Origin of the sequence: Allocoleopsis sp., assembly GCF_036703385.1 — a bacterium.
Lineage (GTDB): Bacteria > Cyanobacteriota > Cyanobacteriia > Cyanobacteriales > Coleofasciculaceae > Allocoleopsis.
Genome location: NZ_DATNPA010000441.1, coordinates 1 through 25,879, shown reverse-complemented (window position 1 = coordinate 25,879; position 25,879 = coordinate 1). Strand labels below are relative to the sequence as shown.

General features: G+C 44.9%; 27 protein-coding genes and 1 pseudogene. 11 read left to right on the top strand and 17 right to left on the bottom strand.

The genetic code is table 11. The features are described 5' to 3' along the window. Together V6C93_RS21760 and V6C93_RS21755 are read right to left on the bottom strand one after the other, a co-directional pair. Positions 1 to 330, bottom strand: a 330-nt coding sequence (locus V6C93_RS21760) for a Rieske 2Fe-2S domain-containing protein (RefSeq protein ID WP_333478771.1), incomplete at its 3' end; no start/stop codon positions are given. A 49-nt stretch (positions 331 to 379) separates the two neighbouring features. Continuing rightward, positions 380 to 1,171 (bottom strand): DUF3598 family protein, encoded by a 792-nt coding sequence (locus V6C93_RS21755; protein WP_333478770.1) that lies wholly within the window; start codon positions 1,169 to 1,171, stop codon positions 380 to 382. A 250-nt stretch (positions 1,172 to 1,421) separates the two neighbouring features. On the opposite strand from V6C93_RS21755, the gene V6C93_RS21750 reads away from it, so the two are divergent. Next, positions 1,422 to 1,727, top strand: a complete 306-nt coding sequence (locus V6C93_RS21750) for a hypothetical protein (RefSeq protein ID WP_333478769.1) — start codon at positions 1,422 to 1,424, stop codon at positions 1,725 to 1,727. On the opposite strand, the gene ptsP is transcribed toward V6C93_RS21750, so the two are convergent. Continuing rightward, positions 1,708 to 4,221 carry a phosphoenolpyruvate--protein phosphotransferase gene (gene ptsP / locus V6C93_RS21745; RefSeq protein WP_333478768.1) on the bottom strand — a complete coding sequence of 838 codons (2,514 nt, stop codon included), beginning with the start codon at positions 4,219 to 4,221 and terminating at the stop codon, positions 1,708 to 1,710. The genes V6C93_RS21750 and ptsP overlap by 20 nt on opposite strands. Before the next feature lie 43 nt (positions 4,222 to 4,264). Here ptsP and V6C93_RS21740 point away from each other — a divergent pair, with 43 nt between their 5' ends. Continuing rightward, a complete protein-coding gene (locus V6C93_RS21740; protein WP_333478767.1) occupies positions 4,265 to 4,540 on the top strand; it encodes an opioid growth factor receptor-related protein in 276 nt (91 codons plus the stop codon). Positions 4,541 to 4,627: 87 nt separating this feature from the next. Here the strand turns inward: V6C93_RS21740 and hpsO are convergent, their stop codons facing one another. Next, positions 4,628 to 5,800 carry a hormogonium polysaccharide biosynthesis glycosyltransferase HpsO gene (gene hpsO, locus V6C93_RS21735; RefSeq protein ID WP_333478766.1) on the bottom strand — a complete coding sequence of 391 codons (1,173 nt, stop codon included), beginning with the start codon at positions 5,798 to 5,800 and terminating at the stop codon, positions 4,628 to 4,630. Between the two features lie 135 nt (positions 5,801 to 5,935). Next, positions 5,936 to 6,348 (bottom strand): annotated as a pseudogene (locus V6C93_RS21730) (glycosyltransferase family 2 protein); the annotation flags it as partial. Between the two features lie 127 nt (positions 6,349 to 6,475). On the opposite strand from V6C93_RS21730, the gene V6C93_RS21725 reads away from it, so the two are divergent. Continuing rightward, entirely contained in the window at positions 6,476 to 6,895 is a 420-nt protein-coding gene (locus V6C93_RS21725) for a peptidylprolyl isomerase (RefSeq protein WP_333478764.1), read from the top strand. A 235-nt stretch (positions 6,896 to 7,130) separates the two neighbouring features. Here V6C93_RS21725 and glmM read toward each other — a convergent pair whose 3' ends face one another. From glmM to V6C93_RS21700, 5 genes are all read right to left on the bottom strand, one after another. Continuing rightward, positions 7,131 to 8,600, bottom strand: a complete 1,470-nt coding sequence (gene glmM, locus V6C93_RS21720) for a phosphoglucosamine mutase (RefSeq protein ID WP_333478763.1) — start codon at positions 8,598 to 8,600, stop codon at positions 7,131 to 7,133. Between the two features lie 526 nt (positions 8,601 to 9,126). Continuing rightward, entirely contained in the window at positions 9,127 to 9,375 is a 249-nt protein-coding gene (locus V6C93_RS21715; protein ID WP_333478762.1) for a hypothetical protein, read from the bottom strand. 336 nt (positions 9,376 to 9,711) lie between these two features. After that, positions 9,712 to 10,011 carry a hypothetical protein gene (locus tag V6C93_RS21710; RefSeq protein WP_333478761.1) on the bottom strand — a complete coding sequence of 100 codons (300 nt, stop codon included), beginning with the start codon at positions 10,009 to 10,011 and terminating at the stop codon, positions 9,712 to 9,714. Positions 10,012 to 10,040: 29 nt separating this feature from the next. After that, positions 10,041 to 10,634, bottom strand: a complete 594-nt coding sequence (locus tag V6C93_RS21705) for a DUF3177 family protein (protein WP_333478760.1) — start codon at positions 10,632 to 10,634, stop codon at positions 10,041 to 10,043. A 161-nt stretch (positions 10,635 to 10,795) separates the two neighbouring features. Then, a complete protein-coding gene (locus tag V6C93_RS21700; RefSeq protein WP_333478759.1) occupies positions 10,796 to 11,023 on the bottom strand; it encodes a Calvin cycle protein CP12 in 228 nt (75 codons plus the stop codon). Positions 11,024 to 11,392: 369 nt separating this feature from the next. On the opposite strand from V6C93_RS21700, the gene V6C93_RS21695 reads away from it, so the two are divergent. Beyond that, on the top strand, positions 11,393 to 12,640 hold the full coding sequence (locus tag V6C93_RS21695; protein ID WP_333478758.1) for an FIST signal transduction protein: 1,248 nt from the start codon (positions 11,393 to 11,395) through the stop codon (positions 12,638 to 12,640). A gap of 156 nt (positions 12,641 to 12,796) precedes the next feature. On the opposite strand, the gene V6C93_RS21690 is transcribed toward V6C93_RS21695, so the two are convergent. Continuing rightward, positions 12,797 to 13,900 (bottom strand): metallophosphoesterase, encoded by a 1,104-nt coding sequence (locus V6C93_RS21690; protein WP_349262792.1) that lies wholly within the window; start codon positions 13,898 to 13,900, stop codon positions 12,797 to 12,799. Between the two features lie 297 nt (positions 13,901 to 14,197). Here V6C93_RS21690 and trmB point away from each other — a divergent pair, with 297 nt between their 5' ends. Beyond that, positions 14,198 to 14,833 carry a tRNA (guanosine(46)-N7)-methyltransferase TrmB gene (gene trmB / locus V6C93_RS21685; protein ID WP_333478756.1) on the top strand — a complete coding sequence of 212 codons (636 nt, stop codon included), beginning with the start codon at positions 14,198 to 14,200 and terminating at the stop codon, positions 14,831 to 14,833. Positions 14,834 to 15,002: 169 nt separating this feature from the next. Here trmB and V6C93_RS21680 read toward each other — a convergent pair whose 3' ends face one another. Together V6C93_RS21680 and V6C93_RS21675 are read right to left on the bottom strand one after the other, a co-directional pair. Then, positions 15,003 to 15,209 (bottom strand): ADP-ribosylglycohydrolase family protein, encoded by a 207-nt coding sequence (locus tag V6C93_RS21680; protein WP_333478755.1) that lies wholly within the window; start codon positions 15,207 to 15,209, stop codon positions 15,003 to 15,005. A gap of 93 nt (positions 15,210 to 15,302) precedes the next feature. Continuing rightward, positions 15,303 to 15,446 carry a hypothetical protein gene (locus tag V6C93_RS21675; protein ID WP_333478754.1) on the bottom strand — a complete coding sequence of 48 codons (144 nt, stop codon included), beginning with the start codon at positions 15,444 to 15,446 and terminating at the stop codon, positions 15,303 to 15,305. 38 nt (positions 15,447 to 15,484) lie between these two features. On the opposite strand from V6C93_RS21675, the gene V6C93_RS21670 reads away from it, so the two are divergent. The 5 genes from V6C93_RS21670 to V6C93_RS21650 all read left to right on the top strand — a co-directional run bounded on the left by V6C93_RS21670 (position 15,485) and on the right by V6C93_RS21650 (position 21,614). Next, a complete protein-coding gene (locus V6C93_RS21670) occupies positions 15,485 to 16,153 on the top strand; it encodes a hypothetical protein (protein WP_333478753.1) in 669 nt (222 codons plus the stop codon). A 469-nt stretch (positions 16,154 to 16,622) separates the two neighbouring features. Continuing rightward, positions 16,623 to 17,891 carry an ABC transporter substrate-binding protein gene (locus tag V6C93_RS21665; protein WP_333478752.1) on the top strand — a complete coding sequence of 423 codons (1,269 nt, stop codon included), beginning with the start codon at positions 16,623 to 16,625 and terminating at the stop codon, positions 17,889 to 17,891. Between the two features lie 30 nt (positions 17,892 to 17,921). Next, entirely contained in the window at positions 17,922 to 18,812 is an 891-nt protein-coding gene (locus tag V6C93_RS21660) for a sugar ABC transporter permease (RefSeq protein WP_333478751.1), read from the top strand. Between the two features lie 27 nt (positions 18,813 to 18,839). Beyond that, complete coding sequence (locus V6C93_RS21655; protein ID WP_414644238.1) at positions 18,840 to 19,658, top strand: carbohydrate ABC transporter permease; 819 nt, start codon at positions 18,840 to 18,842, stop codon at positions 19,656 to 19,658. A gap of 267 nt (positions 19,659 to 19,925) precedes the next feature. Further along, positions 19,926 to 21,614: a mechanosensitive ion channel family protein gene (locus V6C93_RS21650; protein WP_333478749.1), complete on the top strand. Its 1,689-nt coding sequence runs from the start codon at positions 19,926 to 19,928 to the stop codon at positions 21,612 to 21,614. A gap of 46 nt (positions 21,615 to 21,660) precedes the next feature. On the opposite strand, the gene V6C93_RS21645 is transcribed toward V6C93_RS21650, so the two are convergent. The 4 genes from V6C93_RS21645 to V6C93_RS21630 form a co-directional block, all read right to left on the bottom strand. Beyond that, positions 21,661 to 22,602 carry a hypothetical protein gene (locus tag V6C93_RS21645; RefSeq protein WP_333478748.1) on the bottom strand — a complete coding sequence of 314 codons (942 nt, stop codon included), beginning with the start codon at positions 22,600 to 22,602 and terminating at the stop codon, positions 21,661 to 21,663. Then, positions 22,577 to 23,878 (bottom strand): MBOAT family O-acyltransferase, encoded by a 1,302-nt coding sequence (locus V6C93_RS21640; protein ID WP_333478747.1) that lies wholly within the window; start codon positions 23,876 to 23,878, stop codon positions 22,577 to 22,579. Before V6C93_RS21640 ends, V6C93_RS21645 begins: the two co-directional genes overlap by 26 nt. A gap of 331 nt (positions 23,879 to 24,209) precedes the next feature. Continuing rightward, positions 24,210 to 24,686, bottom strand: coding sequence for a MarR family winged helix-turn-helix transcriptional regulator (locus V6C93_RS21635; RefSeq protein ID WP_333478746.1), 477 nt, complete (start codon positions 24,684 to 24,686; stop codon positions 24,210 to 24,212). Then, the gene (locus V6C93_RS21630; RefSeq protein WP_333478745.1) at positions 24,683 to 24,925 is read right to left on the bottom strand and encodes a hypothetical protein; all 243 of its coding nucleotides are present in this window, start codon (positions 24,923 to 24,925) and stop codon (positions 24,683 to 24,685) included. The genes V6C93_RS21635 and V6C93_RS21630 overlap by 4 nt, the downstream gene beginning before the upstream one ends. Before the next feature lie 209 nt (positions 24,926 to 25,134). Here V6C93_RS21630 and V6C93_RS21625 point away from each other — a divergent pair. Next, positions 25,135 to 25,879, top strand: a 745-nt coding sequence (locus tag V6C93_RS21625) for an efflux RND transporter periplasmic adaptor subunit (RefSeq protein ID WP_333478744.1), incomplete at its 3' end; no start/stop codon positions are given.

The window sequence follows — 25,879 nt, the reverse complement described above, 5'->3', positions numbered from 1 at the left end:
CTGGGGAATATGCAGACATTCACCCTCACTCCCAAACTGCCAACCGTGGTACAAGCACTCTATTTTACCGTCGATGATTTGTCCGTCGGAGAGTTTAGCTGCACGGTGAGGGCAACGATCGATTAAACAGATTAGTTTTCCTTGATGATTTGTGAACAAAACGAAGGGTTCATCGTACAAAGAAAAGCTATAGGGACGATTTTTGGGTAAGTCTTGCAGGAAAGTAACCGGATACCAACAGTGCCTCCAGTTAAATTCTTGCTCCTGTTCAACTATGGGTAAGGTGGATGTGGATTTGACCGCCTCTAGTGTATTAATCTCTACAGTCATCGGATTTCTTATCCTAGTTTCCTTTAAATTCTGTACTGACGTAACTTTTTTACTTCTCTAAGTGGAAAAATTCAGAAGTTAATAGCGAAAACCTCCCCGAATCATTATATTGAGCTGTGAGCCGACTGTACTCAGTATCCGAAACCAGCCTTCCAGCTACTATCTCAAATGCTTCTCCTACCTTTAACTCGGTAGGAATATTTAAAATAACGGCATCAGTAAGAAAAAATGATTTATTTTTTCCTTCAGTTGGGTCTAAGACAAGCTCTTGAATTTCTTCCAAGGGTGATACTTTTAAATCAGAACTTATGGATTGTTTTTTTCCACTCCACTTTCCTGATAAATCGTCTATCGTTAACCGTTCTGGTACGTTAGGGAAGCCTCCAAAGTGTTCGCGAAGATGTAAGATTTTTTCTAAACAGCCGCTGGAATCATAGATACTTCCTATACTGTGATTCCAGTCTTTGTGCTTCAAAAACAATTCAACGCTAAAAGGATGCCCTATTTCCAACGTTTTAGGTACCCAAGCTGTAGCTCCATCACCTGCCACAGAGAGCGCCCTTTTTGATTCATCGGCTGGGTGCAACAATCCATCAGCATGATTGCAAGTTTCTTTGTCAATCTGCCATTGTTTTTCTAATGTACTTCCGTCAGGAGATGGAAATTGATTAATGTGAGTAATGACTGTTTTATCGGCATTAGCCTGCAAGATTCTTATGCCTTGAGATGATTTTATAACGTCTCCTTCTGGAGAATATACAGTCCAAATGCCGTACCAGGGACTAGCTTCGCTAGTCAGATAGCCAAATAATTTATCCCAATGTTGTTCTTGTAAATTCATAAATTTTCCTCAATATTTTAGGGATTAGTTACCTGCTTTATAGGAGCTGAATACATGAATGCAAATCTATTTTTTGCATTGTCTCACTTTAATTATGAAATAACATACCAGGCTTGTAACACTTCTTTTACAAAAAAACAGTGGTGTACCATCAATAAGTTAATTTTTTTATACATATTTCAAAAATCGGTTGTTAGGTGCTAGGAATTAAGGAGTAAATAGCTGTGAAATATTAAATAGGGAGCCGCTGATGTCCCAGGAAAGATTGAGCAACGGCGAAACCAAAGAGTATACAGCTCTATCCAATCACAACGTATTAGATTTGTGGGGTGTAGCGGGAAGTGACTGGACTTCGACGCTGAGAGAAGAATGTCTAATCATGACTCAGCAGTGCTTAGAACCAGAGAGGTCTGGAGCAACGCGGGGCATTATTTTAACGAGTGTGCTAGCCTTTCTAGCCTTATTGGGAGCTGCGACTTTGACACAGGCTCCAATAACCTCCTGGATATCACCGGAAAACGTGCAAGCGGCTTCAATTAAGTTGTTGATCCCCTAGCGTTTTTAGCAACGTACTCTCGGACAGCCTCCGCTGAATTCAATTGCAACACCTCATGAGCGATCGCTTGTGCGTTCTCTATCCTTAATCGCCCAACAGATGCTTTAACCGCGCCAATGGCTGGTGGGTTGATACTCAACTCATCCACTCCCAAGCCAACCAAAATCGGTGCAGCCAGAGGAGATGAGGCTAATTCACCACACACCCCCACCCAGATTCCCCGATGACGCGCCGCTTGGATAGTCTGCTGAATCATTCGCAGCACGGCAGGTTCAAAGGCATCCGCTAGGGTAGCGACTTTGGGATTAGTGCGATCGCTAGCCATCACATACTGGCTTAAGTCATTGGTGCCAATGCTGAAAAAGTCAACTTCGGCTGCCAATTTCTCTGCCATAGCCACAGCAGCAGGGACTTCTACCATCATTCCCACTTCCATTGATTCATTGAAGGGAATACCCGCTCGATACAGTTCCGCCTGTGCGGTGGCGAGAATCTCCTTAGCAGCGCGAATCTCCTTGAGGCAGGCAATCATGGGAAACATCACCTTAATGGGGTACTTGTGCGTTGTGCGCAGAATGGCTCGGAGTTGAGTTTTCAGGATATCCGGACAATCCAGCAAGCAGCGAATTCCCCGCCATCCTAGGAAAGGATTAGGTTCTGGGGCTACATTGAGGTAAGAAAGTGGCTTGTCTCCTCCGATATCTAAGGTACGGATAATCAGGGGATGGGGAGAGAGAATAGAAGCGATCGCTTCGTATTGTTCCAATTGTTCTTCCTCAGTCGGCAAACTCTCGCGATCAAAATACAGAAACTCACTCCTGAGTAATCCCACACCCTCAGCACCGTTGTCCAAGGCAACTTGCGCATCAGCTACCCCACCAATGTTTGCCACGACTTTAATTGAACGCCCATCTTGAGTGACGGCGGGTTGCTGCGCGGCTGTTCTTTGTTCCTGTTGTACGTGTCGCTGCCGATCTCGTTGAGTTTGTAAGTCTCTCAACTCAGCTTCCTCAGGTTGCACCCACACCTGACCGGTTTCTCCATCTAGCGCAATCACGGTGCCATTCTCCAAACCCAACAATTCGGCATCTACGCCCACAACAGCAGGAATGCCAAGCGATCGCGCTAAAATTCCACTGTGAGAAGTAGCACCGCCTGCGATCATACAAATCCCTAATACTTTGCGTGGGTTTAGATGTGCCGTCTCCGAGGGGGTTAAGTCAGTGGCAACCAAAATCGCTGGCTGTTTAAAATCCAGGGGTGTAGATGCTACCCCAGTCAGCAGCCGCAGCACTCGCTGCCCTACGTCCCTGACATCAGCGGCGCGTGCCTTTAAATAGGGGTCTTTCAGCGCTTCGTAGGAACGCACGGTGCGAGCGACGACTACCTTCCAAGCCGATACGGCATCCAGGGTATAGTCAAAAATCCGCTGACGAGCCGCTTCTACGATCGCGGGATCGGACAAGCATAGCAGATGGGCATCAAAAATCGTGGCTTCTTCTTCCCCTACTTGCTCTGCAACTTGGTGACGCAGTGTCTGGAGTTCTTGACAAGCGGTTGCGATCGCATCTTGCAACTGTTGCCATGACTCTTGGGGATTGTCTCCCAGATGTTCTGTAACCTCTGCCACAGCCGGTTGATACAAGATAACTGGGCCAATCGCAATACCTGGGGAAGCCGGGATACCCCATAGTTGACCGTTTGCCGCTGTCAGTGTTTCTGGGAGAGGGTTTGCCGCCAACGACTGAGAAATAGTTTCGCCAAAATTGGATACGACGAGTTGCTGCAAAGCGGCTAAAGCTTCTGTGGCATCGTTACCTGCGGCGGCGATCGCGATTTCATCTCCTTGATGCACACCCAGCGTGATGACCTGATTAATACTTTTAGCATTGACTGACTCGCTCGTTACAGTAACGTTTCGCAGGGTAATGTCAGATTGGAAGCGGGAGGCCGTAGCGACAAATTTGGCAGCCGGACGGGCATGTAGTCCCATCTGATTTTGGACACTGAGATATATTTCCTTGCTCGCCTGTTCAACCTCAACGTTCGATAACTGTAGGGGCACCGTATGCGTCACCCCTACGAATCCTGACAACTGAGCGGTTTTCGCTGCCAGTGAACCTCTTGCTTCGGCGAGAACTTGCTCGATGTTAGCCCCATTCGCGGCCTGAACCACTGCGGCAATGGTTCCTTCTACTAAAGGCGCTTCGCACAGTCTTACCTTATCCCTCTGGTCTTCTTGCAAAAACTCCAAAGCCATTTCCGCACTGAGAATCGCACTGCCCAAATCCATCAAAACGACAACGCCCTCATCACTGTAAACCGATTCAATCGCGTGATAAATCTGCATTGCATCGGTACCAAAAGGATTCTCTGGGTCATCTATTCCAGCTGCAATAGCGCTTCGCACTGCACCTTGAACCATCTGCTGTGCTAGTTCCTCTACACCAGCCGCCAACTTTTTGCTGTGAGATACGATAACAATTCCCACCATAATTAAATTACTATGACTATGATTAAAATCATCCAGCCTTTAATTGTATTGTCAGTCCGGACTGCAACTGAGCAAACCCGGTAACGGACAGATTGCAGTTACCCAATCTGATGAGTATAGAGAACGAATAAGCGTCTGGCTTAATCGCTTCAATCACAACTACCTCCGCATTACAAGAATTCTAACCAGTTTAAGCCTCTTGGGTTTAGAAGACGACGCCAAAGCTTTTTTCAACGGCTTAGACCAGATTTATTTGGAAGAGGGTGATCCCATCGGAAGCGAACCTTATCTGTTCTGGAAAAAGGCTGTCATCTTTTAATGCTTTTTTGTATAGGATGGTGTTTATTTTAAAAATGATTTGTACTTTATCCTAAATAAATCTAGTTAAATACAAACTTTTTTTAATTTATTTGGCTGTGATTTCTTTATAAAAAATCAACAATTGCTTAGCTAAAGCTTTATTTGTATATTGGTTAATGGCTCGCTCATAACCTAATTGAGCCAACTGATTTGATAACTCTGGTTGCTCCATTAGTTGTTGCAAACAATTCTGTAACGCGAGTACATTTCCTTCCGGAAATACCAATCCAGCATCGGCAATTACATTGGGAATTTCCCCAGAGTTAGAACCAATCACTGGCACCTTAGACGCCATTGCCTCAATGATTACATGCCCAAACTGCTCTTTCCAACCTGCTGCTGTGAGGGTTTTAAATTGATAGTTAGTTTCTGATGGCAGTACTAGGGTATTTATTAGGTTGATATAGCGAGGTACCTCCTCATGAGAAACACTTTCGACCCAAATTAGCCGCTTTTCAATACCCCACTCAACTGCTTTTTCCAGCACAACAGATTGTAAAGGGCCACGTCCTAGCAGCAGCCACTTCCAAGAGTATTCTTGTAAACCAGCCAGCGCTTTACCCAGGGTTAGTAAGCCTTTTTCTTCAACAAATCGCCCGACAAATCCTACTACAAAGTCATCGGACTGAATACCCAACTGGCTTTTTAATTCTGGCTGGGTTTGAGGGCAAAAACGATTTTCATTCACACCCAACTGAGGCATAACTTTAATCGCGCCCTGGTAGCCGTGTTGTCGCAGTATTTCTCCTGCGTCTTGATTTCCGGCAATCAGCCCGTGAGTGTTACGTAGATTATAAGCTTCCAGCAAAGACAGGGGAAATTTTACTTCATAGGGTAGATTCCACCAGGTAAAGAAGAGATTTTTTGCCTTGAGTCCTAATAATTTGTTAAGGGAAATTAGTTGAGCGTAGCCTAAAGCTTTGGCTCCTTGTTCGACTTGAATAATCTGGGGTCGAAACTGTCGTAATAGGGGGATAATATCGGCTCCAAACGTGAGCATACTCTGATTATTTTGACTGAAGTTGGAGACTGGTACCACCTGAAATGAACCTTCTTGGCGCGGCTGGGTTTCAATTACCTTGTTCTGGACACCGCCCGGACGCCAACGGCGTGGCACAACTACAGTTACTTCTATGTTAGGTTCTAAATGAGCTAGCGCCTTTAGCTTTTCGCAGTTCAGGTCAACAATATAGGAGTGGCTGGCGACTAGAATTCTCATTCTCAGACAAGTTGAAGGTTGAAGGTTGCAGATTAAAGGTTGAAAGTTGCAGGTTGCAGGTTTGAAGACTAAGTGTAACTTTCAAAATTTGAACATTCCAACATTCAACCCTGCTCTTAACTTTTAACTCTTCTTTTAGCTTTCAACGCCGAATTTGTCCAGTTGAGTATAGATTTGACCATTGTCCAACTGGATTGGATGAGAGTACCGATCGCACGCAGAAAGCCTAAACTGTAAAATACAGCGTGGCTGATGATTTTGATGGGAGAGCCACTTTTGTCGCAAGACGGATACCCTAACATGGCAGTCAAACAGGCGGCTATACAAGCGTAGCTGTTCAAGGGGGGTGAGGTTTTCCGACCCATCAGGAAGTGGTTGTGATAGAAGTTGAGCTGATACTGAAGCGCTCGCATACTAATATCATGACAGCCACTGGTCTGTTCCCCTAAATGTACGAAATCAGCCTCTGGTTTATACCATATTTGGTAATTGGTGGGACGCAATTGCAGGCAAAAGTCAGATTCCTCGCGCACCGCAAAAACACGAAAAGTCAGCACATTGGAGATTGGATAAAGTCAACCTTGAGTTTTCTAGCGCTAAGATAGATTGGCTGTAGGCTATTGCCAGCAACAACATCGGTTAATTATCGTAATCAGTCTTAGCGGAGGAGAAACCATGACTCGTGCCATTATGGAAACCGAGAAAGGCACAATCAACTTGGAGTTATTCGACCAGGATGCACCGAACACGGTGAAGAATTTTGTAGACTTAGCGGAAAAAGGGTTTTACGACGGCCTCACCTTCCACCGAGTCATCCCTAACTTTATGATTCAAGGTGGCTGTCCTCAGGGAACGGGTACGGGTGGTCCTGGCTACAAAATTAAGTGTGAAATTAACTCGAATAAGCACTTGGCAGGTACTTTGTCAATGGCTCATGCAGGTCGTGATACGGGTGGGAGCCAATTCTTCATTTGCCACGCTCCTCAACCTCATCTTGATGGAGTACACACCACTTTCGGTCAAACAAAAGACATGGCTGTTGTCAACGCCATCCGTAAGGGTGACAAGATTCTTTCGGTCAAGATTGAACAATAGTCTAGATCGCTTTTAGCGAGGCTTTGAGTTAGCGATCACTCTCAGGAGGATGTTTGGCGATCGCCCTTGATTTATTATCACCTTTCCTTTTTGGAGATGGAAAGGCGATCGCTACAGTAACTGTTCGCATAGGGAGTACCTAGCGATCGCATACATGCTGTTTAGAATAGCTGCACCCTGATAAGGGCTCCCTTTCACGAGGGAGTTGGTTCGGTCATCTCACTGGGAAAAAGCCCTAACCTAAATGTTGCTCAACGACTCGAACCAGTTCAGATGTCCAATGTTCGGCAACGTCAGCCGACTCGGCTTCTACCATCACGCGGATTAGCGGTTCTGTACCCGAAGCACGGACGAGAATGCGTCCCTGACCAGCCATTGCTGTCTCAGCTTGGGCGATCGCATTGCTGACTGCATCACACTCTTGCCAGTTCAATCTGCGGTCGCGGTCTTCTACCCGCACATTCCGCAACAATTGGGGGTAGGGTTGGAAGCTTTGATCGACCAGCTGAGCTAAGGAAACCCCTGATTGACGCACCAACGACGCCAAATGTAGAGCTGTTAACATACCATCGCCAGTCACATTGTAGTGGTGGCAGAGGATGTGTCCCGACTGCTCACCGCCCAGCATCGCTCCAGTGCGCTGCATTTCCGCTTGGACATACTGGTCGCCCACAGCCGTTCGCGCCAGGGAACCGCCCAACTGATTCCAGGCTCGCTCAAAGCCCAAATTGGCCATAACGGTTGCTACAATCAAATCTCCGGGAAGCTGTTGGGCTTGTTGTAACGCTTGACCCCAGAAATAAAGGATGTAATCTCCATCGATCACCCGACCTTGGGCATCCACCGCCATCACGCGATCGGCATCACCATCAAAGCCAAAGCCCATATCGGCGGAGTACTGCCGCACGGCTTCTTTCAGGGGATTCAGGTGAGTTGAGCCACAATTCACATTAATGCGATCGCCATCGGCTTGGTCATGCAAGCAGATCACCTCTGCCCCTAACTCGGCAAACACCTGCCCTGCTAACGCTACAGAGGCTCCCCAGGCCAAATCCAACACAATTCGCATTCCGCGTAAATCCGTCACCCCTTGTAGAGGACGACGCAGCGATTCCACATAATTTGTGATTAACTCAGGTCGATAGTAGTGCTGTCCCTCCACTTTGGCAGGAGTCACTTCTCCAGAAAAACCTCTCAGCCCCGCTTCAATCTGCTTTTGCAACACCACCGGCAGCTTCGTACCAACTGACGCAAAAAATTTAATCCCATTGTCCTCTGGAGGGTTATGACTCGCGGAAATCATCACCCCGCCAATCGCACCTGTAACACCGGTGAGATAAGCAACGCCAGGAGTGGGGCATAACCCTAAATTCCACACCTCCAAACCCGCTGCCGTCAAACCCGCCGTCAGCGCCATTGCCAACATATCACTCGAGTTTCGCGAATCTTGTCCCAAAATTACAGGGCCAAGTGCTGGTGCTTCCTTCTGCAACACCTGACCCGCCCAGAACCCAACTTGCAAGGCTAAATCGGCATTCAGTAGATCTCCTACTCGTCCCCGAATACCATCGGTTCCAAATAAGGGAGTCGCTGGTAGCGCCAATGAACGACTTGCAAGACTGCTATTCACCGAGGATGCCTGTTGACGCCCAGGCAGTACCTCTAAACGAGAGAAGCCCTGAGTCCGGACTGGGGATGTAACCATAACCAATTTTCCTCACACAACACACTCAATGTGGAGGATAGCACTTTCTCCTATAGAGTTCCCCTATTATTACTCTCCATCCCTCTCAAGGAAGAGGTGATACAGCGCTCAAATGGTAGAGAGAGGTCGGGGGGTGAACGAGGCTATAGTCAGCCCTCAGCCATTCATTTTTGCATAACCAAACTTTTAAAATTATTGTGGGATGAGCCGGAAAGCCCGTCCTGATAATGCAATTTAAGGGCGCGACAGCCTAGGCGGCTTGTGCAAGGTAGAAGCCAGCTTTTCCGTGGATAGCGAGCCGAGCTACGTCCCCAAGTGCAGTTAAGCCCAACTCTGCTCATTAGAACCACTCAGCTGAGAATTAGCTATAGAGTTTCCTTATTGATTTTAATAAATCTTTTTCTCTTTTTTATGGTTGCCATTTTTCTAAGCTATTTTCAAAATTGTAGACTGTTGGCTAAAAGCCTGCACTTGCATGGCTTTCTGACTGGCACACGATTAAAACTTAGCTCTTCGCTAGAGCTGCTCAAAAAGCGTCGAGCTTGTCAACTGCAAAGCCACTGAGAAGTTGATAGACTGAGACTCCTCCCCAGTACAGACCGCTTAGAACCTGAATAACTACCAAGATAGGGATAGCAAACATGGCTACGCCCAACCCACAGAGAACGATCGCTGATTTCTCAGATAAAAGCCCTGGATAGGGTTGCTCGTTGAAGTGGCGCTTCTGGGTTGTAGAGGTTTCTTGGAGGGCTATCATTTCGGGTTTCGCTCTCATCTAGCGTTACGCTGTCTCACTCTTCACAATTATGCCTAAAGATAGAGGATGTTTAATTAAGGGCTAATTTAGATAGCCTGAAATATATGAAGCTAATATAAATTTTCCCCCACGCCTCTGGGCGGTGGGGGATAGATAGATGGGAGGTATGGGAGATAGAGAAGCCTATCCTCACTAAAGCAGTAGTCAGTTCTATCAGCAGAGCTGGTTATACCGAGTTGCAGCTCCTAGTAGTAGATAGGCAAGACTTGGGGGACAAGGGAGACAAGGAAGAGAAAGTAGTAGCTACGTTAGCGAAGCGGCTCCGTAGGAGCAACGCAACTTCGTATTAGGATGTTAAACCCCAGTTTCTAACAGCAATTTTTGCATAGTTTCCCAAGTCAACCCTTGCTGAAGATAACGAGGCGTATCCGGGTTGTAGGGACTGGCGAGTCGATCAATCACAATAATCTTTGCCTCTGGAGGTAGCACAGGTATATCCGGATCAAAGGCTGTCGGGCGCATCAAAGAGCTGGAAAAGCCTTTGAAAATGGCAACTTGGTCTTGTTCCCCATCAATTTCAGCCGTAACAATCAAGACTTCCTGTGGACGCTTAATCGTATATTGCTCTAGACGCCGCCCAATGGAATCAGTCATCGCCAATCGCTACTCAACTTATGCAGTAATTATTGTTCCATTGCTGAGCGCCCTTGCTTGCCCAGCCGAATCAGGACGAAATAGCTTAAGTAAAAAACGTAGATTACTAATCCCGTCATCCCTAGAAACCCCAGAAATCCAGGTTTAGCATCGTGATGGAAATACTGTTTGAATAACAGAGGGGGTTCAATCCAAGCTTGACAAAGGGGCGTTTTGATCGGGCCTGCCAAAAAGGCACAACTCAGCGCGGGAATACTCGCTAAAGCGCCCAGGAGACAGTAGATGGTAATTGCCCAGCGCCATGATGTCAGTGCCAACTTTAGGGGACGCTGCGGCTGGTCTTGAATATCTTCGTTCACATCAACCCAAAACCAGAGAGCGATGGGGATGAGGATACGCGCCAACCAACCCGCGATAAAACCAATCGGCATCCCAGCAATAAAGATATAAACCGTAATCGCTAAGAGACTGGCAACACGCCAGTAAATGATCAATAAGCGGATCATTGAATCCACTTTCTGGACAAAAGCCCAAATTAGCAGAATCAATGGGATGATCACCGCAATCAAAACTGCTAATCGGTAGTCTGTCCAAACTAGAGAGCGAAGAAGTTCATCTTGCATTGCTTGTTGCCGAAAAGACCTTTATCTATGTTATTGCATCGATCGCACCGTTACGTCATAACAGCAAGCAGCTGGAATCCTTGGTGAGGTAATTCCAGCTGCTTGCATCAATGGACTGACGGGCTTATAAGGAACTGAAGCTGATGTTGAGGTAATGAAGCTTAGTCCTCGTACAATCGGCATTCATCAGCGTCGGGGTTAGCGTCGCAATATTGCTCTAAAGAGTTCTTCTTGGGGCCTTTTTGGCGTTGGTGCGCGGCCTCAGCTTGCAGTTCTTCCACCGCATCCCAGGCTGCTGCACAGGCTCCGGACTCTGCACCGTCTATATCACAAACGGCTCTAGCTGCTTCGCGCTCTTGTTGAATTTTTTCTTCAATGTTGTTGCTCATTTCCTTACCTTTTCCTGCGTACTGTACTTAAGTACAGCAAATTGCTTAGTCGAGAGGGAATCATGATCAATTTAGTCTTAACGCAAATGGGCTTCTTAACCACCGGATATCCGGTTTTTTTAAGATTCTGCCGATTTCCGTTTACCGACTGTCAGCTTGTCTAATATAGATTTCACTGATTTAACTGCTTACATATTAACTTATGTGAAGCACGAACGCTAGCCATCGAGTCACCCTGTCAGGATAAGGGCATATACTCGGTAGCTGACCGTACCTTTAGAGTTGCCCTTGTTAGCGCTATCATAAGGCTTGAACTGCCTGCCACTCCCAAGGGCAAGAATCGGCATCGGGATTGAATTCGGCAAAACAATGGCTAATCCAATTCAGTGGGCAAATGCCTTATCTACGTGTCCATCTTTGGAATCAGCGATCGCCCAAGTGGTAGACCGCCTCCAGAAGTCCTTAACCGCCACACCTGACTTAGGGTTGGTGTTTATCTCGTCTGCTTATGCAAGCGAGTATTCCCGACTCATGCCTTTACTCCGAGAGCGGTTGTCGGTGCCAGTGCTGATTGGCTGTGGTGGAAGTGGCATTATTGGAATGAACTCACAGGGTGAAGCCCAAGAAATCGAGGGAGAGCCCGCTTTGAGTGTCAGCTTAGCTCACCTACCTGACAGTAAGGTACACGCCTTTCATATCCCTGGAGATGGGTTGCCCGACTTAGATAGCCCCCCAAACGCCTGGGTGGATTTGATTGACGTTTCGCCCCAAGAAGAACCTCATTTTATTTTGTTAGCTGACCCTTTTTCGGGAGTGAATGATCTCCTCCAAGGGCTAGATTTTGCCTATCCAGGGTCAATCAAGGTAGGAGGGTTGACAAGTGCTGGTGCGATGGGTGTCCAAAGTGCCCTATTTTGTAACTATAAACTCTACCGCGAGGGAGTAGTGGGAGTCGCCTTGAGCGGCAACATTATTTTAGAAGCGATTGTGGCTCAAGGTTGTCGCCCGATCGGTCAAACTTATCAGGTGATGGCCTGTGAACGGAATATTGTGTTGGAATTAGCGGCGCAGGAGAGTATTGAGGAGACAAGCCGCGAGATCGAGTCTCGTCGCCCGTTGGAAGTTCTGCGAGATTTAATTCAAAACCTCAGTGAGACAGATCGGCAGCTGGCACAGCATTCTCTTTTTGTCGGTGTTGCCCGCGATGAGTTTAAGCAGAAGCTGGGGCATGGAGACTTTCTCATCCGCAATTTGTTGGGAGTCGATCCCAGAGTTGGGGCGATCGCAATTGGCGATCGCCTCCGACCCGGTCAACGTATCCAGTTCCATCTCCGGGATGCCCGTACCTCAGAAGAAGACTTAGAACTCCTCCTGCATGGCTATCAAAAGGAAGAGAATCACCCAACAGAAGCGGCTGGTGCTTTAATGTTTTCCTGCCTAGGTCGAGGAGAAGGGCTCTACGGGAAGCCTGATTTTGATTCCCAACTCTTTCGTCGCTACCTAAACAACATTCAACTGAGCGGCTTCTTCTGTAGTGGTGAAATTGGCCCAGTGGGTAACAGTACGTTTCTACACGGCTACACCTCAGTCTTTGGGATTTGCCGAGCAAAAAGTTAAAAGCTTTTAAGAGTTGAAAGTTGGCATGTTGAAAGTTAGCAAGTTAAGAAAGGTTGTGGAGCAAGCACTTGTTTAACCTTCAACCTTCAACGTTCAACCTTCAACCTTCAACGTTCAACGTTCAACCTTCAACGTTCAACCTTCAACGTTCAACCTTCAACCTAAGCGCAGGGTGGTGTGGTTATCGATGAGAGCCGGTTTACCGTCGCTGGTAGTGGCGCTAAATGCCTCAAAGTAGCGGCGGGCTTCTGGAAAAAACTCTGGGAAATCAAATAGGGAGTCACCCGCCGCAATGTTAGCCCAAAAGTAGCGCAGGCTAGGGACAAGCTTTTCCGCGTCTGCTAAGGGTAAGCTTAACGGTTCAGTGGTAAGAAGATTAAGCATGAACGGACGAGAGCGATCGCCCATCAATTCGCGTGATGTCTGTGGCAAATTCTCCCAACCAGGCACTGACTCAACCCGATGAGACTCAATCTGCAACCATTGTTGTCCCTGATCGTCCGTTCGGAACTCAAATATTCGGTAGGGGTGAGGATAGCTTACTAAGGAACCGGTTGTAATATCATATACGCCCTCGTTGTAGGCGACATCCTGAACATGTAAGTGACCCGTAAAGACCAAATTTACTCCAGCCTTCTTGAGGATTGTGACCAGTTCACAAGCATTGTCCAACATATACCGCCGTCCTAGCGGATGGCGAGATTGACAAGGCAGATGCTCCAGAATATTGTGATGCACCATCACCAGTACCAATTTATCTTTGCTCTTGAGCAGCACCTGCTCAAGCCATACTAATTGCTGTTCGTCCAGACACCCCAACTGTTTACCCGACTCATCAAATTGATTAGAATTCAATCCAATTAACTGCACTCCTGGTAGTACTTCAGTGGTGTAGTATAGCTGTTCTGGATTGTCATAACCCAATTGATGGTAATAGTAAGGAAAGTCTTTTAATCCAATCGAGCGTTCATCCGATACTAGATTTGGAACATCATGATTTCCCGGTACAACGTAAACTGGAAAAGGCAGCTGGCTCAACCGCTTTTGCAACCAGGCATGATTATCCCTTTCACCATGCTGAGTCAAGTCTCCGGGTAGTAGCAGAAAGTCAATATTTTGCTGCTTCAGCTGTGCCAGAATAAGCTCTAACGCTGGAATGCTCACTTCCACTAAATGGAACCGATTGGGATGATCCCAGATGGTATGAGGTAGTCCGATGTGCGGGTCGCTCACTACTGCAAAGCGAAAATTTAGACCCATCATATAAAGTTTATTAAATTCAATTCAAGGCATAATTTTAATTATGCATCATTAGTTTGTGATCGTTTAACTTGAGCAGCGTATCTTATTTTTTCTTATAACTCTATACTAAAAATTATGCTTAAATTGAAAAACCCGTTTGGGTTGTGATTAAGAGAGGCATCAGCCTAACAGAGATGCCAGTCATTTATTAATTAAGATAGTATTGACCAGTAAAACGGTAGTCTAATCGTCATTTTATCTTATTAGATGTAATCTCTGTTTAATCAAGTCAGAGAAAAGTAAGGAGTGTAAACGTTGCCAAAAGTCCGAGTCCGTCAACACGTCAATCCGCTGAGTAATAAATACCAAACTCCAGTGCAACCTCCGAAATGGGAGAATATTTATGCTCAACCCGATCAACCCTTGCACCTGGACATTGGCTGTGCCAGAGGAGAGTTCTTGTTGAGTATGGCAACATTACAACCCAACTGGAATTTTTTAGGGTTAGAAATTCGGGAACCCTTGGTAGAACAAGCGAATGCTAAAGTTTCGGAGTTGGGGTTGAGCAATCTCCACTACTTATTCTGCAACGTCAATAACTCCTTAAAACCACTACTTGAGACGTTCCGGGTGGGGACATTGCAGCGTGTTACTATCCAATTTCCTGACCCTTGGTTCAAAAAGCGACAAGTGAAACGACGTGTGGTGCAGCCAGAATTAATCGATACTCTAGCCGCTTATCTGATTGATGGGGGAGAGGTTTTTCTGCAATCTGATGTTGAGGCGGTAGCCGTCCAGATGTGTGATCGCTTTGAGGCTCACCCAGCTTTCCAAAAACAGGGTGCTGAAACTTGGCTGGCTACTAATCCTCTGCCAGTTCCTACTGAACGGGAAGTCTCTACTCTTTCTCATGGTGAACCTGTTTATCGTGCATTGTTTATTCGCTGTTAGTATCGGCATAAGTTTTTTTTAACGCAGAGGTTGCAGAGGTAAGCGCAGAGGGACGCAGAGGTATAGCAAAAGGCAGAGGGCAGAAGGCAGAAGGCAGAAGGGATGCATATTGATGGGTCTTGGTTTCAGTAATTTGCTTTGTCCTAATCGCCTTGGCAACTGCTATATCTCATGATGAGTGATATTCAGCTACGACTTCAATCAAGCCGACAAGGTTTTGATTAAACTCTGATAGTTCGCGATCGCCTAAACCCTTCACGGTTAACCACAGCGCTTCTTGATAATTATCGAGGTGTTGTGCAGCACACCACAGGGCAAAGGGAACCGTATCCTGTGCTGAAATGCGATCGCCATTTCCTAGTACAGCCAATCGCATGAACCACTTGGACGAGGTACCTTGGCTGCGGGTAAAGTTACCTTAAAAATAGCTTCGGTAAGCCAGGAACATTTTTGCCTCGTTACGGTCTTTCTATTTAAAGATTCCTACCCAATGGCGATCAAGCGCTGTGATTCTTGCCAATTGGTAATAGGCGATCGCTGACCTTACCCAACCTAATTTTCCATTACTCGTTGCCCAATATTCATGACCCAAGTGACTCTGAAAGGATGTCATTGGGTATTACCTATTGCTTGAGTTAGAGAGAATTTCCCATGTTAAACATTAAGTCTTGGAAAACTGGAACCGCTGCCTTTTTGGCACTAGCTCTTACTAGTAGTGCGGTTGTCCCCTTGGTTTCCACTGCACCTGCGTTTGCTCAGACTCGTTATCCGGGTTCAGAATCTTATAATCGATTTGTTCCCTCTGGCACTGCCATTAAAGTCCAATACGACAAAGACAAAATTCTGCTGATGCCCGATGAAAGGGTGCCATTAACCTTAACAGTAGCAGAAGATGTGATCGGCAATGACCGCAGGGTTTTAATTCCGAGGGGGAGCGAACTCAAGGGTGAACTCAGACCGGCCTATCGAGGCAGTCAGTTTGTTGGCAAAGAGCTGACGATGTATCGCGATCTCGGTAACACGCAAGTGAGACCTTACTATATTAATGCCACCTCAAATGTAGTGACGAGAACCGAAGAAGTGAAAAAGGGAGCGAACACCACAAGAATTTTGACGGGTACGGCAATTGGCGCAGGTGCGGCAGCGGCACTGGCAGCCCTTACTGGCGATCGCTCGATTTCAGCTTTAGAAGTTCTGGGTGGTGCCGGTTTAGGCACTATCGGCGGATGGTTGTTAAACCGAAAAACAGTGAAGATGGTTGCTGTTTATCCAGAACAAGACTTATCGGTGAGATTAAGGTCTGATCTGGCTCTCCGCTAGAGCCTGTTTGTGGTTTGGGTGAAGTATGGGCAGGAAAATTCGGAGTTCGAGCCATACCTTCTAAGGCCAATCCATAGATTGCTTGTAGAGGAAATCTTGCAAAACTTAATATTTGGATGGTGACGGGCTAAATCAGTGCTGATTTAGCCCGTTTATTTATGGGACGCCATATCATACTTGAGGATTTTCTGGACGATCGCAAAGTCTTAAATTAAATCAAAGGATATGAAAATATGCGATCGCATTACAACTGACCCACAAAATGTGAACAAAAAGCGCTAAAATGTTCACTATGAACTAATAAGTCAATGTAATAGCTTCTACTCTTCATATAAGTTTCTTTTTGTAAAGACGTTTTGAATAAGTTGAATTGCTCTGCTTAAGGTGGAGTTCCCAGTATTTGCTGAGGCTAAGCAGAAAATTTGACCTGCCCATAAACTAGGGCGTCATCTCGTATTTCCTACAGTTGATGAAGATCGAACGCCTTACCAAAACCCTATCCTTTTGGGTTTTCTTACTTCTTCTTATTGTTACCTTAACGAGCTGTGGATTTAGGAATTCACCGGAAGGTATCACTATAACCCTGAGTGGTTGGCAAAGTAATCCCAACGAAAAACAACTGCTAGAGCAGGTTTTACATCAATTTGAAGTTCAGCATCCCCATATTAAGGTCAAACATGAAACGATCAATGACCAATACATGGATGTGATTAAAACTCGATTAATTGGTGATGCCGCCCCTGATGTCTTTTACTTAGATGCGTTTGAAGCCCCTTTATTGATGAAATATGGGGTTCTTGAACCTCTCAATCCTTATATTGACGCTCAGTTTGATCTAACAGACTTCGAGCCAACTTTACTTAAGGCTTTCCAACTCGAAGAGCGAACCTATGGCTTGCCCAAAGATTTTTCTACTCTTGCTTTATTTTACAATAAACAAGCTTTTCAGGAAGTAGGAATAAACCAAGCTCCTCAAACGTGGGATGAGTTGCGCGATGATTCTAAAAAACTGACGGTTGATAAAAATCGAGATGGCAGAAAGGAGCAATATGGGTTTGGAGTGGCTCCCGAACTTTCCCGCCAATACTTTATAATGACTGCTTTTGGAGGTCGTTTAATCGATCGCCAGGAAAATGCTGCATTTTTTACTTCAGGTAGCTTAAAAGGTCTTCAATTAGTCATTGAACAGTATCGAAAAGACCAGTCTTCGGCTCAACCCTCTGATGTGGGTGCTAGTACGGGGAGTGAAATGTTTGGTCAGGGCAAAGCAGCAATGGTTCTTGAAGGAACTTGGGCTATTCCTTACTTGCAAGAAACGTTTCCCAAACTAGAATTTGCCACTGCTGAAGTTCCCACGGTTAATGGCAAAAAAGGAACAATGGCTTATACAGTAGCGTATGTCATGAATAAAAAAGCCAAACATAAAGAGGCCGCTTGGCAACTCATTGCTTATTTAACCAGTAAAGAAGGAATGAAAGCTTGGGCAAAAGAAGGACTCGCCCTACCAACGCGCAAATCGGTCTTGGCAGAACTTGGCTTTGTTGATAATCCTCTCTATGCCCCTTTTGCCAAGGGTGCTGATTATGCAACTATTTGGCAATCTGGAGAGACTTTGCCTACTATTTTAACCCACTTTAATAATCAATTTATTAGCGCTTTAATTGGAGAGCAATCGTTACGAGACGCCTTGAGAAAAGCCCAACGTTCAGCGAATGAAGAGATTCAATCAGCTAGGTAATCGGAAATCTAAGTTACGAGGGAATCAGTCATGAGAGTGGTTTGGAAAAAGCAGGGTGTCAGAGAAGCGATCGCAGGCTACTCATTTATGGCTCCAACTATTATCGTGATGGGCACCTTTGTAGTTCTACCCATTACTTATGCCTTATTTTTGGCCTTTAACAAGGTGCGGATATTAGGGGAACTCAGTTATCGATTTATAGGATTCAAAAACTTTATCAGAATGGCTTCTGATGAACGAGTGTGGATTGCCTTAAAAAATACAGCTGAATATGTCACTATTGTTGTTCCCATTCAAACAATCCTGGCTTTATTATTAGCCTTAATTCTAAATTCTAAAATCAAAGGCAAGAATATTTTTCGGATTGTTTTTTTTCTGCCCACAGTTACCTCCTCGGCGGTCTTAACTTTAATATTTATGTGGATTTATAATTCTAATGGCCTACTTAATAATTTTCTTGCCTTTTTAGGTCTACCCACTTACAACTGGCTCGGTGACCCAGCGGTTGCGCTGAAATCGATTATGTTAATGAATATTTGGTCAACAGCACCGTTTTATATGGTGATTTACCTAGCGGCATTACAAGATATTTCAGAATCCCTCTATGAAGCAGCAACGATTGATGGAGCAAATCGCTTCGATCAGTTTGTCTCAATTACGCTGCCGTTACTCAGACCTGTAACATTTTTCATTGTTGTTATGGGTATCATTGGAACCTTCCAACTGTTTGACCAATCTTATATTTTTTCAGCTGGCTCGGGTGGCCCGAATAACTCAACATTAACGGTCGTGCTACTTATCTATCAATATGCGTTTAAAAGCTTGGATATGGGTTATGCTGCTGCACTAGCGTTGATGCTGGCAGGTGTGATTATGGTCGTTACCCTAGTTCAGCGTTATTTCTTTAAAGAAGAGAACTAAAAAAAGGGGTGTAATTTAGTGAAATCGTTGAATTGGCTAAAAGGATTGCTGTATGTAGGGCTTATTTTCTACGGCGTTATTACATTTTTACCTTTTGCCTGGGCACTTTCTGCTTCGTTTAAACCACTCTCAGAAATAATGGCTGGAGGCAGTCATTTTATGCCGGATCATTTTACTTGGGATAATTACAGAACAATATTTTTTAGGGAACCCTTATTCGGACGTTGGTTGATTAATAGTATAGTTGTTGCTGCTTTTATTACCGGATTTAATATTTTATTTAACTCAATGGCTGGCTATGCTTTAGCACGGATTCAGTTTCCAGGAAATAGTTTTTTATTTTTTGTAATTTTGGCTGTTTTAATGGTTCCGGGTCAAATTACATTGATTCCTAGTTATTTAATTTTAAAAAACTTGGGCTGGCTGAATTCCTATCAGGGTCTCATTATTCCTAATGTCGTTAATGCTACGTTTATTTTTATGATGCGGCAGTTTTTTCTGAATTTTCCCAAAGAGCTAGAAGAAGCGGCTGCATTGGATGGATTAAGTCGCGGGGAAACGTTCTTCTCCATCGTGTTACCTTTAGCCAAGCCTGCTTTAGCCGCACAAGCCATTTTTATTTTTATGGGGGCTTGGAATAATTTTTTGATGCCTCTAATTATTTTATCCGACCCAGAAATGTTTCCTCTACCTTTAGGGTTGAATACCTTTAAAGGGCAATATATCAGTTATTGGAACTATATTATGGCGGCTTCTATGGTTCTAACGCTGCCTGCCTTGGTGATTTATGCATTTTTTAATCGCTATTTTATTCAAGGGGTAACTTTTACAGGTAGTAAGGAGTAAATACAGTGAGTTGACGGCGGATAACCTTCCCAAAAATTCAAAGATTTTGAGCGCTTTAAAAAACTTTACGTTCAGAACCGTTTGGGATAGGATAAGGCTGCTGAAGGGTAAAGCTCATTCTAATAGTTGAGGTAACAAGGCAAACAATCTGCAATTTTTGCTCTAATGGTTGCGATCGCTAGTGGATGATGGACGTTTTTGTAGATGCTGCTGTTGTTCGTGATTATCCAGAATAGAGAACCAACAACCAATAACTAACAACTTTTTATGTATCGCTTCTTACGCTTCCCGTCTCTAGTTACTCTAGTTGTCCGGATTGCTGCGGTGGCGATTGCCATCGGGTGCCTACTATTCATCGTTCCAGTTTTAGCTCAAGATAAGGATAAAGATACTCCGGTGGCTGCCATCATCCTTGATGGACGGCAACTTTTTGACGTCAGCCAATCTGGACGATATGACGCAAAGGAACGAGCCGATGATGCCAATCGCGTTCTCAAACAAAAGATCATAAAGGCTGAACCGCTAGTACCAGTGATGATCGCTGAAAGTCAAAATTTACCGATCATTAAAGTAGATGGTGCTCACTTGCTGACAGTTACGCCCGAAGATGCTCCACCGGGAAGATCGGCGAAGGAACAAGCTGCGATTTGGGCAGGACGCTTAGAACAGGCGATTAAGGAGGCACAAGAACAGCGGAGTACCGGGTATTTCCGTCAAGCAATCCTGCTTTCAGTTGGCTCTATCCTCCTGGCGATCGCTTGCAGTTCCGCTTTGGGTTGGATGTGGCATCGTTGGCTACAGCCAAGACTTCCTAGGGAGATGACCAATACAGAAGATACTCATCCACGCCTCAATGCCGAGTTTGGTGTACAAATTATCCTCACGGGCATCCGGCTAGCTTTGTTCGTCTTCACATTCCTTTACATTACAGATTTATTTCCCCACACGCGGGAACTCAGCCGCAAGATAGCCTATACCCTAATTGGCAGTTTGGTCTGGAAGCTCATTCCCCTGGGAAACAGCTCCTATTCGGTTTTACAATTATTCTTTCTGGTTGGGCTATTTACGGGTGTCGTACTTGTAGCGGGAACGACCAAAAAGCTTTTGCGATCGCGTGTCTTACGATTTACGGGTTTGAATCGTTCCGCTCAGGAAACCGTTGCCCAAGTTGCCACCTATGGCATGATTTTCCTGGGCACGATTGTGGTGCTGCAACTTTGGGGACTTGATCTGAGTTCCCTCACCATCGTGGCTAGCGTCGTGGGTGTTGGGATTGGCTTAGGATTACAGGGAATTGCCAAGGAATTTATCAGTGGGTTGGTACTCATTTTTGAGCGTCCCATTCGAGTGGGTGACTTTGTCAATGTCGGCGAACTGATGGGAACGGTGGAACGCATCAGCGTTCGCAGCACGGAAATACGGACTCTGGATGAACTCTCGATTATTATTCCCAATTCTCGCTTTCTCGAAGCCGAAGTCGTCAACTGGACTCACCACAGTCCTGTATCACGCTTAAAAATACCCGTGAATGTCGCTTATGGCTCGAACCTGAGCGTTGTCCGCAGTGCTCTAATTGATGCCGCCAAAGAACATCAGGATGTACTCGCTGAACCCGCCCCCAGAGTTTTCTTTAAGGGATTTGGCGATAACTCCCTCAATTTTGAGTTGTTAATTTGGATTTCCGAACCCCGCCATCAGTTTCGCATTAAGAGCGACATCTACTTTCGTATTGAGGCGATTCTGCGCCATCGCCACATTGAAATGCCCTTTCCTCAGCGAGATTTACACGTCCGTTCTGGCAGCTTGCCGTTGGAAGTCCCTCCCCAGGTAGCAGAATCCTTCGCCCTACTTTCCCACAATTTGGCGCAGTGGCTGGAATATCAGTCAAGAATGGGGAGCCAGGATGGTCATAACCATAACGGTACACAGGATACAGAGCAATACCGCAATCAGTGATAATTTCATCAACTTATGTGGGGGATTAAAGTCCCCCACTAAGCTTTTACTTCTTAATAAATAGTTGATTTTTTAAAAACGCCGTATAGTCTTTCGCGTCAGAAGTAACGAGATGCACTCCATCATAGGTTATCCAGTCCCTGGGTGCTGGTTCTGGTAACCACTCATAATTGCTAACAGGGAACAGTTCCTTTGCCAAAGCTTTTAGTTGTTTCCCTTGTACAGTAGCCTGAAGGTGAGGGTCGCGAGGAATATCAAATAATACCACACGCACCCCATCCTTGTTAAGTTTTGAGATTTGGAATTTAATATGTTCAGCTTCTTCCCTAAACAAACTTTTCTCCTTCTCTGATAAGGGAGTCGTATACTTCTCTATTGCTTGATTGATTAGCGTCTTGGTTAATTGATTATCTCTATTAGTCCCTGAGGCAACTGACCGAATAGTCTTTGGCTTATTCACCAATCTAGCCAGACTCATTATTTTATTGACTATAGAAAAAACTCTAGGAGAAAGAGTACTGACGGGTTGGTATTCCTCTCTCAACATAGGAATGTATAGACGAAGATTGTAGAGAAAGGGGTTATAGATAGAACGAATAGCTTGTTCGTCTACTTTTCTATTTATAGTCTCATTAATTTCAATCAATAGTATTGCTGGCTTTGAAGATTTTCTGGCAACAGATTCTATTCCTGTTTGAGCACAACCTCCACTCATAGCTAAATTGATTACAGAAGAGCCGATGTCAGAAGCTGGCAAATTGTTTGCTATTGAACTTCCTACTATAACAAGGTTTAAGTTGGAAAAATCTTGATAGGCATATCTTTGCAGTCTAATTAAGTTATTTTGCCATTGATGCATTCCATTACTAGGCTTTACCAATTTAGTAATAATTAAAAACTGATAAATACTTAAGAAAGAAAAAACTGCAATTAATGAACGAAGAATCCTATTTTTTAAAAATTTAGAATTGAAAATAGATAAATTCATTAGAGCTACCACTGTTTAAAAAAAGCATTGCAATCATTCCTCCCAGAATAATATCCTCACAAAGATTTCCAACTCTGGAAGAGGATTTTTCAAAAAATAAATTATCTTTCCATTTTTGAAAAGCAGGCAAATGAATTAGATGATAAACAACTACTGGCAGAGACAAGATGATAACTGGATCGGTAAGCGTCCTGTTGGAGGGCAACCCAACATTAATAATCATAATCTTGAGAAATTCTAACACCTGTCCAAAGTTAGGCAATTTGAATAACAACCATCCGAGTGAAACAAAGCAAAAAACTAGAATCATACTGATAGCATCAAAGATAAATTGCTGTTTTATATTTCTTGATTGGTTAAAGTTAGCATTAATTCGATTTTTAAAAAAACGTTCTATAACCAATCCAAAACCATGATAGCTACCCCACACCGCATAGCTCAAAGATGCCCCGTGCCAAAGACCGCCAAGTATCATAACAATCATCAAATTTATATAAGTTCTCACCTTTCCTCTTCTATTACCTCCCAAAGGAATATACAAATAATCTTTTAGCCAAGTTGATAAGGATATATGCCAACGTTTCCAAAACTCAGAAACGGAGCGGGAAATATAGGGAAAGTTAAAATTATCGGGTAAGTGGTAACCGAAGGCTGCGGCAGTTCCTATCGCAATTAGAGAGTAGCCTGCAAAATCGGCAAATATTTGGATTGAGTAGCCAAAAAGTAAAACAAGACCTGTACTCGTACTGAGTAATTGGTAATAGGGGTGAGCAATCCAGAAGGTATAGTCTTTTAGGTTATCAGCAATCACCATTTTTAGAAAATATCCAACAACTAGCGATCGGAAGACAATATTCCAAGAGATATGGCTAAAATACTTAGGTTGAATTTGAGGATAAAAATTATTTGCTTTTAAGATAGGGCCAGCAATAAGATGGGGGAAAAAGGCTATAAATAATGAGCTTTTAACTAGATGGGTATTAAATTTTTGATCAACATCAATGACTAAGGCTCCTTTTTGATTATCTTTACTACGGAGAACATCTACAATTAAGCTTATACCCTCAAAAGTATAGAAAGAAATTCCTAGTGGCAAAGGCAGATGCAAGAGAAACAATACTATATTATTTTCCTTTGAACTAAAAGGCCAATTCAAAGCTTCACCAACAAAACCAGCTAGTAAAGAGCCATATTTAAAAAATACTAACAATAATAAATTAAAAAATATCCCTCTTAAAGCCCATCCTAATTTTTTATTGCTTTGGACACAAGCCATTTTCCAGGTGATAATGGCATTAACCCATATAGATAGTAAAAGGAGAAATAACAATAGAGGATATTTCCAGCTATAAAAAATCATACTGGAAACTAGAAGTATTAGTATTTGTGATTTCTGACAGGCTGGAATGTAGTAAATGAGGAAAGTTATTAAAAATAAAAATAAAAAATCAAAACTATTGAATAGCATAGAAATTGAGGAATTCAGAGGAGGCTAATAATTTGAGTGATTGCTTGAGGTAAACCGAGATAACGGAAGATGAGAAGGATGATAGGGAAAAGCTGAGAAATTGCCTTTCTTTCGACTTTTCCCTTTTACAAGAATACTGTTAGTTGCCAGATTCGGATGCCTTTCCCTCAATCACATCCCTCAGGATGACTAGTCCTTCTACTACACGCTGCAACTGAGTCTGTGAAAGGTTGGCAAATATCGTGGCTATTTGGGCACGGGTCGTTTTGCGGATTTGCTGGAGATACTCAGATCCAGCCTGAGTGAGTTTCAGAACCACATGTCGGCGTTCATCAGGACGTTCGCGTCGGTCTACCAAGCTGCGCTGTACTAAACGCTCAGTGATGGCAGAGGCCGTAGCGCGACTGACCCCTAAATGCTCTGCCAGATCAGAAAGCGATGCACCAGGATGACGGTTAAGAAAGGCTAGCGTCCGAAACTGAGGCACAGACAAATCGGGTGAGTTTTGACTTCGCATCTCCGATCGCAAAAACTGCATCACCAAGGGAATCGTTTCCATCACCTCGGTGGCGCATTGCTCTGGCGTTATCTCTGTAGAGGATGGCTCCGAATTCATGAGGGTTTGAGTTTCCTGGATATCAAGACAATCATGGCAGCATAGACTACTATCCTCCTCACTCTGGTCGGTGCTGGAGCGATTGCCTTCTCCTTACGGAGACGCTTCGCGGTTTGCACTGGGCTGACGCTGACGCTATAGCCTTCGGCTTCACGCCCCGCTACGCTAACGTGCCGCTGCGCTAACATGCCCGATAGCGCTAGCGGTAGCGAGGTACGAGCGTCAGGGCTGTACGGCACCGCCCAAGGGGTGATCGCAAGGATAAATATATGTCACACTAACTGTTAGCTTATCTAACTAATTCGGGAGGTTCTCCCTGAGAGATTAGTGGTACATAGCGAATTGTAGGCATCTACTTGTCTGATGTCTGCCTGGAATTTCAATGCTCCTCTTTTATTCCCCATTCGCTTGCATGAGCTATTCTACCGACAAACTTGGGACAAAATCGTTGCATGCAATTGCTCCAAATCTCACCCGCGCTAGATGGCGACCACACGGCGATCGCAGTTCGCCACCTTGGACTTGCCTCCTTAGCGGACGATTGGCTCTACTTCTGGTGAGTCTGACCTGCCTATCTGCCTGTGCAGCTTCCGAAGCTCAATCAACCAAACCTGACGCGAGTAAGAAAAGACCTGTGCCGGTCGTCGTTGCCCCTGTTACTCAAAAAACAATCCCAGTCTTAGTGCAAGGCACGGGAACAGCAGACGCATATTCCACTGTATCTGTCAATTCCCAAATCGGAGGTCAACTAACAGGTGTCTATTTTAAAGAAGGTCAGGCTGTCAAGAAAGGCGACCTCCTGTTCACCATTGATTCTCGTCCCTTACAGGCCGCACTCCGCCAAGCCGAAGCCAACCGAGGAAAAGATATCGCCCAGTTGCAACAAGCCCAAGCTAAAGTAGCGCAAGCGATCGCACAAGTGAATCAAGCGAAAGCGAACGTGGCAAAAGACGAAGCACAGGCGAAAAATAACAACGTGCAGGCCCAACGCTACCGCGATCTGTTGAGTCAGGGGGCTGTCAGCAAAGCACAGGCGGAGCAGTTTGAGACGAGTGCCGCCACACAACAGGCAACCGTCACCGCCGATCGCAATGCCGTGGAAAATGCAGTAGCCGCTGTAGGGGCAGCCAAGGCAGATGTGGCAAATATTCAAGCTGCCCTCAGTGCCGACGCTGCTGCGATTGAGAATGCCA